Origin of the sequence: Nakamurella sp. (assembly GCF_048594475.1) — a bacterium.
Classification (GTDB): domain Bacteria; phylum Actinomycetota; class Actinomycetes; order Mycobacteriales; family Nakamurellaceae; genus Nakamurella.
Window position 1 is genome coordinate 1 of sequence record NZ_JBMDXT010000535.1, and the last position, 7824, is coordinate 7824.

The 7824-nt window shown below is 73.8% G+C and carries 5 protein-coding genes and 1 pseudogene; 5 read left to right on the forward strand and 1 reads right to left on the reverse strand.

The window, feature by feature from the left end; translation table 11 throughout:
- Positions 1-77: 77 nt before the first annotated feature.
- Positions 78-548: pseudogene (locus ACOJUF_RS24020) on the reverse strand (winged helix-turn-helix transcriptional regulator); the annotation flags it as partial.
- Positions 549-611: 63 nt separating this feature from the next.
- Here ACOJUF_RS24020 and ACOJUF_RS24025 point away from each other — a divergent pair.
- The 5 genes from ACOJUF_RS24025 to ACOJUF_RS24045 form a co-directional block, all read left to right on the forward strand.
- Positions 612-1127: a PaaI family thioesterase gene (locus ACOJUF_RS24025; RefSeq protein ID WP_420124330.1), complete on the forward strand. Its 516-nt coding sequence runs from the start codon at positions 612-614 to the stop codon at positions 1125-1127.
- A 383-nt stretch (positions 1128-1510) separates the two neighbouring features.
- The gene (locus tag ACOJUF_RS24030) at positions 1511-3133 is read left to right on the forward strand and encodes a TROVE domain-containing protein (protein WP_420124331.1); all 1623 of its coding nucleotides are present in this window, start codon (positions 1511-1513) and stop codon (positions 3131-3133) included.
- Between the two features lie 73 nt (positions 3134-3206).
- Entirely contained in the window at positions 3207-4733 is a 1527-nt protein-coding gene (locus tag ACOJUF_RS24035) for a 3' terminal RNA ribose 2'-O-methyltransferase Hen1 (protein WP_420124332.1), read from the forward strand.
- Positions 4730-7285: a polynucleotide kinase-phosphatase gene (locus ACOJUF_RS24040; RefSeq protein ID WP_420124333.1), complete on the forward strand. Its 2556-nt coding sequence runs from the start codon at positions 4730-4732 to the stop codon at positions 7283-7285. Before ACOJUF_RS24035 ends, ACOJUF_RS24040 begins: the two co-directional genes overlap by 4 nt.
- 177 nt (positions 7286-7462) lie before the next feature.
- The coding region (locus tag ACOJUF_RS24045; RefSeq protein WP_420124334.1) for an enoyl-CoA hydratase-related protein at positions 7463-7824 on the forward strand (362 nt) is incomplete at its 3' end.

The following is a 7824-nucleotide window of genomic DNA, read 5'->3' on the forward strand; positions in this document are numbered from 1 at the left end:
CCCCCCCTGTCACTGTGGGTTCGTCTTCCCCCGCGCCTCGCCTTTGCCCCGGCGCGGGTCGGTCCGGCGCCGGGCGCCCGGCGCACCGCGCCCGGCCCGATCCGGCCGACGACCTCCCGGCGCCCGGCCACGTCGTGCCCGGCCGCACAGCGCACCGCCAGGTGGACCGGCTCGCCGCAGTCGCGGTGGGCGAACTCGATCGGCGGTCCGGCCGGATCGGCCAGGTAGCGGTTGCCCCACTCCTGCAGGGCGATCAGCACCGGGTACAGATCCAGACCCTTGTCCGTGAGCCGGTACTCGTGCCGCTCCCGCTGCCCGGGCACACGGTAGGGCTGCCGGCGCAGGATGCCGTCGTCGACCAGCCGGCGCAGCCGGGCGGTCAGCACCTGGCGCGGGATCGCCGTCCGCACCGTCATGTCGTCGAAGCGGCGGATGCCCTGGAAGACCTCACGCAGCACGATCAGCGACCAGCGGTCCCCCATGATCTCCAGACTGCGCTGGATGGTGCAGTTGTCCACCGACCACTGCAGCGCCTCGGGTGCCGTCATGCCGCGATGCTCGACCGCCTGAGTCTACTTGTCAAACCCAGGCGGGAGTGCCACCCTGAGTCCATGACGCAGACCCAGAGTGCCGCCCGGACCCGCGCCCACTCCTGGGACGATCCGGCGATCGCGCTCGACTCGTTGCCGACGCTGAGCGGTCTGGAATTCCTGCAGGCGATGGTCGCCGGCCGGGTGCCCTCCCCACCGATCTCCTCGACCCTGGACTTCGCCGATTTCGTGGTCGAGCCGGGCCGGGTGACCGTGGAGCTCGATCCCGCCGAGTTCCACATGAATCCGCTGGGCAGCGTGCACGGCGGGGTGATCGCCGCGCTGCTCGACACCGCCTGCGGATGCGCGGTGCACAGCACCCTGCCGGCCGGGATCGGCTACACGAGCCTGGATCTCAACACCCGTTTCCTGCGTCCGGTCCGGGCCGGCGGCGGCCGGGTGCGGTGCGTCGGCACCGTCCTCACCGCGGGCTCACGCACCGCCACCGCCGAGGCGCGATTGCTCGACGGCCGGGACCGGCTGCTGGCCCACGCCACGTCCAGCTGCCTGATCTTCCCGATCGGCCCGGCGGCCTGATCCCGGGCCGATTTGAGGTCGGTCACCGCGAAATTCACTGGCGGCGACCGGGGGCGCCCGGCCTACACTCCTGCCCGGCGATCGGGCCGGAGACGGTCGGTGATCACTGCCCATGATGTCGCGGGAGTCAGACCCCGCCACCGGTTCCGACCGGTGTGGCCGGCGGTCGCAATCATGTCCGGTCGCCGAACTGATCGAAAGGAACGGCGGGCCGGAGAGTTTCGGTTACCTCCAGGATCCATGTGGCGCGGGTTCGAGTCCCGCCCGGGCCGTCGGCCCGGTAGCTCAGCCGGTAGAGCGATGGACGACCCGGAGCTCGACGACACGTCCGCCGTCCCCTTCGATCAGCCCCCCTCGACACCCCAACGGCCCGAGGAGCCGTCATGCCCGATGCCCTGAACCTGATCAACCTGCGCACCCCGCCGCCGGCCCCCGCCGAGGCGGTGGTCAACAACGCCGGCGGCGACACCTTCACGGTGACACCGCGGATGCGACTGCGCCGGTTCCTCGTGCTCGGCACCGACGGCGGGACCTACTACACCGGCGAACGGGCCCTGACCGGTCAGAACGCGACCGTCGTGCTCGAGTGGGCATCGGGTCGCGCGACCGAACTGGTCGCGGAGGTGGTGTCGATCTCCACCGCCGGCCGGGCCCCCCGCCAGCAGCCGGCCCTGTTCGCCCTGGCGGCCGCGGCCGCGCTGGGCGATCTCGACGGCCGGCACGCCGCGCTCGCCGCGCTGCCACTGGTCGCCCGCACCGGATCACACCTGCTGACCTTTGCCGGATTCGTCGAGCAGTTTCGCGGGTGGGGCCGTGGCCTGCGGCGTGCGGTCGCCGACTGGTACCTGCGCCGGCCGATCACCGACGTCGCGTTCCAGGCGGTCAAGTACCGGCAGCGGGCCGGGTGGACCCACCGGGACCTGCTCCGGCTGGCCCACCCCGCCACCGACGAGCCCGAACGGCGGCAGCTGTTCGACTGGATCTGCGGGCGTGGGGAGTCCGGCCCGGGGGTCGTCGAAGGCTTCCGGCGGGCGCAGGCGGCGACCACGCCGAGCGGCTGGCTGGCCGCGCTGGGGGAGTACCCGGCGCTGTCCTGGGAGATGCTTCCGGATGCCGCCCTGGGGGTGCCGGCGGTCTGGGAAGCGTTGCTCCAGAACGGTCTTCCACCGACGGCCCTGCTGCGCCAGCTTCCCCGGCTGACCCGGCTGGGCCTGCTGCAGCCGCAGTCGCCCACTCTGGCGACGGTGGTCACCGCACTGACCGACGCGGATCGGCTGCGGCGGGCCCGGGTGCATCCGGTCGCGGTGCTGGTCGCGGCCCGGACCTACGCGTCCGGCCGGTCGGACCGCGGCCGGTCGACCTGGACCCCGTCGGCCCCGGTGCGGGAGGCGCTGGACGCCGCGTTCTACGCGGCCTTCGGTGCCGTCCAACCGGCCGGCCGGCGAACGTTGCTGGCCCTGGACGTCTCCGGGTCGATGACGGCGCCGGTCTCCGGCCTGCCGATCAGTTGCCGGGAGGCCTCGGCCGCGCTGGCCCTGGTGACCGCAGCGACCGAACCCGCGACGACCGTCGTCGGGTTCACCGCCGAGGAACCGGCCGGTCGGTGGTGGCAACGGTTGCGCCAGCCGGGCGGCAGCGGCGGGATCTCGCCGGTGCCGATCTCCCCGCGGCAGCGGTTGGACGAGGCCGTCACGGCGGTCTCGGGCCTGCCGTTCGGTGGGACCGACTGTGCCCTGCCGATGCGATGGGCCCTGGATCGAAAGATCGAGGTCGACACGTTCGTCGTCTACACCGACAACGAGACCTGGGCCGGCCCCGAGCGTCCGCACCGGGCGCTGCGCCGCTACCGGGACGCCACCGGGATCGACGCCCGGCTGGCCGTCGTCGGCATGACGGCGACCGGGTTCAGCATCGCCGACCCGGCCGACCCCGGCATGCTCGATGTCGCCGGCTTCGACGCCGCGGTTCCCGGCCTGCTGAGCGCGTTCTCGGCGGGCCACCTGTAGTCCCCCGCCCGCGGCGCGGTGGGCGCCCTCGCGGCGCCCGCCGCGCCGGCCCCTGCCTGGAAGACTCCGTCCCGTGCTGCTGACGATCACCACGACCCACCGTCCGGCCACCGACCTGGGCCACCTGCTGTTCAAGCACCCCGCCCGGGTGCAGTCCTTTCCCGAGTCGATCGGGGTCGCCCATGTCTTCTACCCGGAGGCGACCGACGACCGGTGCACCGCCGCCCTGCTGCTGGAGGTCGACCCCGTCGGCCTGGTCCGGCGCGGTCAGCGTTCCGCTGCAGACACTTCCATGCTCGGTTCGTACGTGAACGACCGCCCCTACGCGGGCGGCAGCATGCTCGCGCTGGCCGTCAAGGACGTGTTCGCCACCGCGATGACCGGCCGGTGCGCCGCCCGGCCCGAGCTGGCCGCGACGGCGATCCCGTTGACGGTGCACCTGCCGGCGCTGCGCTGCCGGGGCGGGGCCGACCTGCTCCGCCGGCTGGTCGAACCGCTGGGCTGGCGGGTGACGGTGGCGGCGGCCGCCCTGGACCCGACCGTCCCGTCGTGGGGGGACTCGCCCTACCTGGACGTCCGGCTGACCGGCGAGCTGCGCCTGGCCGACGCGCTGCGCCAGCTGTACGTGTTGCTGCCGGTCCTGGACGACGCCAAGCACTACTGGGTGTCCACCGACGAGATCGACAAGCTGATCCGGGCCGGCGGGGGTTGGCTCGCCGGGCATCCCGAGCGCGACCTGATCACCCACCGGTACCTGGCGCACCAGCGCTGGCTCACCCGGGGTGCATTGGCCCGGCTGGCCGAGGTCGACCAGGCCACTCCGGCGGACTTCGGCGAGACCGACGCAGACGCAGACCCCGACCCCGACACCGGCACCGGCACCGGCACCGGCACGAACGGCGCCACCGCGTCCACCGCCACCGACCCGGCCGGGACCGGGCCGGCCGTCACCGGGGACGGGGACCGGCCGGGGTCCGAGCCGGACCGGCCGGTCCCGCTCGCCCAGCGACGCCGGGGCGCGGTGCTCGCCGCGATCCGCGCCGCCGGCGCGCGCACGGTCGGCGACTTCGGTTGCGGCGAAGGCGCTTTGCTGCGCGACCTGGTCGCCGAACGCTCGCTGGAGCGGATCGTCGCGACGGACGTGTCGGTCCGCGCCCTGCAGATCGCCGCCGACCGGCTGCACCTGGACCGGATGAGCGAGCGCGAGCGGGCCCGGTTGGAGATCGTCCAGTCGTCCCTGACCTACCGTGACGACCGGCTCGCCGGCCTGGACGCGGCCGTACTGATGGAGGTGATCGAGCACGTCGACCCGACCCGGCTGGCCGCTCTCCAGCGGTGTGTCTTCGGCTTCGCCGCTCCCGGCACGGTGCTGGTGACCACACCCAACGCCGAGTACAACGTGCGCTACCCGGCGCTGGCCGCCGGGGCGTACCGGCACCGGGACCACCGCTTCGAATGGACCAGGGCGCAGTTCCGGGACTGGGCCGAGCAGGTCACCCGCGCGCATCCCTACACCGTCCGATTCCTGCCGATCGGACCCGACGACCCGGACGTCGGCCCGCCGACCCAGTTCGCCCTCTTCATCCGGAGCACCCCATGACCAGGGAGATCGCTGTCCCCGAACTGTGTCTCGTCGTCCTCGTCGGGGTCAGCGGGGCAGGCAAGTCGACCTTCGCGCGCCGGCACTTCCGGCCGACCGAGGTGGTCGCGTCGGACTTCTGCCGCGGGCTGGTGGCCGACGACGAGAACGACCAGGCCGCCACCCCGCTCGCCTTCCAGCTGCTGGAGTACCTCACCGGGCTGCGGCTGGACGCCGGGCGGCTCACCGTCATCGACGCCACCAACGTGCAGCCCGAGGCCCGCCGGAAGCTGGTCGCGCTGGCCCGCGCCCACGACGTGCTTCCGGTGGCCGTCGTCCTGGACGTTCCGGAACGAGTCTGCCTGGACCGCAACGCCGGTCGGCAGGACCGCGACTTCGGCCCGCACGTCGTGCGCCGGCAGCGGGACCAGCTGCGTCGGGGCCTGCGCGGCCTGGCCAAGGAGGGATTCCGCGCGGTGCACACCCTGCGCGGGGTCGAGGAGATCGACGACGTGCGGCTCACCCGGACCCGCCTGTCCAACGACAAGCGGGACGAGCACGGGCCGTTCGACGTGATCGGTGACGTACACGGGTGCCGCGCGGAACTGGAGGCGCTGCTGGAGCGGCTGGGCTACACGCTGGTGCGGGACGAGCGGGGTCGGTCCGTGGACGCGCACCGGCCCGGCCGCCGGGCCGTCTTCGTCGGCGATCTGGTCGACCGGGGCCCGGACACCCCGGGCGTGCTGCGGTTGGCGATGGGCATGGTCGCCGCCGGACACGCCCTGTGCGTCCCCGGCAACCACGAGCACAAGCTGGCCCGGGCCCTGGCCGGCCGCACCGTGCAGGTGACCAACGGGCTGGCCGAGTCGCTGGCCCAGCTCGCCCGGGAACCGGACGAGTTCCGTTCCGCGGCAGCAACTTTCCTGGACGGGCTGGTCAGTCACTACGTGCTGGACGACGGCCGGCTGGTGGTCAGCCACGCCGGCCTGATCGAGAAGTACCACGGTCGCACGTCGGGCCGGGTCCGGGCGTTCTGCCTGTACGGGCAGACCACCGGCGAGACCGACGAGTTCGGGCTGCCGGTGCGGTACCCCTGGGCCCAGGACTACCGCGGGCGCGCCATGGTGCTCTACGGCCACACCCCGATCCCGGAACCGGAGTGGGTGAACAACACCCTGTGCCTGGACACCGGCTGCGTGTTCGGCGGCCGGCTGACCGCGCTGCGCTACCCCGAGCGGGAGCTCGTCTCGGTGCCGGCCGGCGCGGTGTACTACCAGCCGGCGCGGCCGTTCCCGGCCGACCCGGCCGACGGCGGCCCGCCCGACCGGGCACCGGAGGTGCTCGACATCGCCGACGTGAGCGGCCGGCGCGTCCTGGAGACGTCGTACCTGTCGAAGATCTCGGTCCGCGAGGAGAACGCGGCAGCCGCGTTGGAGGTGATGAGCCGGTTCGCCGTCGACCCGCGGTGGCTGCTGTACCTGCCGCCGACGATGAGACCGGTGGCCACCGCGAGCCGGCCGGACCTGCTCGAACATCCGGCGCAGGCCTTCGAGTACTACCGCGACGAGGGTGTCGACGCCGTGGTGTGCCAGGAGAAGCACATGGGGTCGCGGGCGGTGGCCCTGGTGGCCCGGTCGGCGGCGGTGGCCACCGACCGCTTCGGCGCGTCCGGCGGGGCGTGCGGGCAGGTGTGGACCCGGACCGGCCGGCCGTTCTTCCCGGCGGACCGGACGGTGGACCTCACCGATCGGCTGCGATCGGTGATCGAGCGGGCCGGCCTGTTCGACGACCTGCGGACGGACTGGCTGCTGCTGGACGCCGAACTGCTGCCGTGGAACGCCAAGGCCGAACCGTTGCTGCGCGAGGCCTACGCGCCGGTCGGCGCGGCCGCTCGGGCCGCGCTGCCCGCCGCGGTCGAGGCGCTGACCGCCGCGGCGGCCGCCGGCCGGGACGTCGCCGACCTGCTGGACCGGACCCGGCGGCGGGTGGCGAACGCGACGGCCTTCACCGAGGCCTACCGGCGCTACTGCTGGCCGACGGAGGGTCTGGACGGGGTGCGGCTGGCCCCGTTCCAGCTGCTGGCCACCGACGGCGCGGCGCACCACGGCCGGCCGCATTCCTGGCATCTGGAGATCGCCGACCGGCTCGCGGCCGTTGACCCCTGGCTGGTCGCCCCGACCGAGCGCCGGACGGTGGACACCACCGACGAGGCCTCCATCGCGACGGCCACCGACTGGTGGTGGGAGCTCACCGCGAAGGGCGGCGAGGGCATGGTCGTCAAGCCGGCGGCCAACCTCATCCGGGGGCGGCGCGGCGTCGTGCAGCCAGGGCTGAAGGTCCGCGGCCGGGAATACCTGCGGATCATCTACGGCCCGGACTACACCGAACCGGCCAACCTGGAGCGACTCCGCGATCGGCGGCTGGGGCACAAGCAGTCGCTGGCGCTGCGGGAGTACGCCCTGGGGCTGGAGGCGCTGGACCGGGTGGCCCGCGGTGAACCGCTCTGGCGGGTGCACGAGTGCGTGTTCGGGGTGCTGGCGCTGGAGTCCGAACCGGTGGACCCGCGGCTCTGACCCCTCCCGGGTTCGCTGATCAAAGCCGGGCGGCGGCGGCCGGATCGGCCGGTTCGGCGCGGCTTTGATCAGCGAACCGTCGGGCAGGGGCGCCCGACGCGCGACGGCCGGACGCCGGACCCGGCCGCCGGACGCACCGGGCGTCCGGCCCCGGTGACGGCTCGTAGGCTGCTGCGCATGACCGTCAGCGAGATCTTCGACCCGACCCGGTGGCGTGAGGTCGAGGGCTTCGACTTCACCGACATCACCTACCACCGGCACGTCGGGACCCGACCGGCCGGGGGCGACGATCGGCTGGTCGACCTGCCGACCGTCCGGATCGCGTTCGACCGGCCGGAGGTGCGCAACGCGTTCCGGCCGCACACCGTGGACGAGCTCTATCGCGCGCTGGACCACGCCCGGATGACCGGCGACGTCGGCTGCGTCCTGCTCACCGGCAACGGCCCCAGCCCGCGCGACGGCGGCTGGGCGTTCTGCTCCGGCGGCGACCAGCGGATCCGCGGCCGCAGCGGCTACCAGTACGCCAGCGGGGAGACCGC

Excerpts from the sequence above, each read along its gene's own strand:
- ACOJUF_RS24025 (WP_420124330.1), top strand. The coding sequence starts at position 612 with ATGACGCAGACCCAGAGTGCCGCCCGGACCCGCGCCCACTCCTGGGAC.
- ACOJUF_RS24030 (WP_420124331.1), top strand. The coding sequence starts at position 1,511 with ATGCCCGATGCCCTGAACCTGATCAACCTGCGCACCCCGCCGCCGGCC.
- ACOJUF_RS24040 (WP_420124333.1), top strand. The coding sequence starts at position 4,730 with ATGACCAGGGAGATCGCTGTCCCCGAACTGTGTCTCGTCGTCCTCGTC.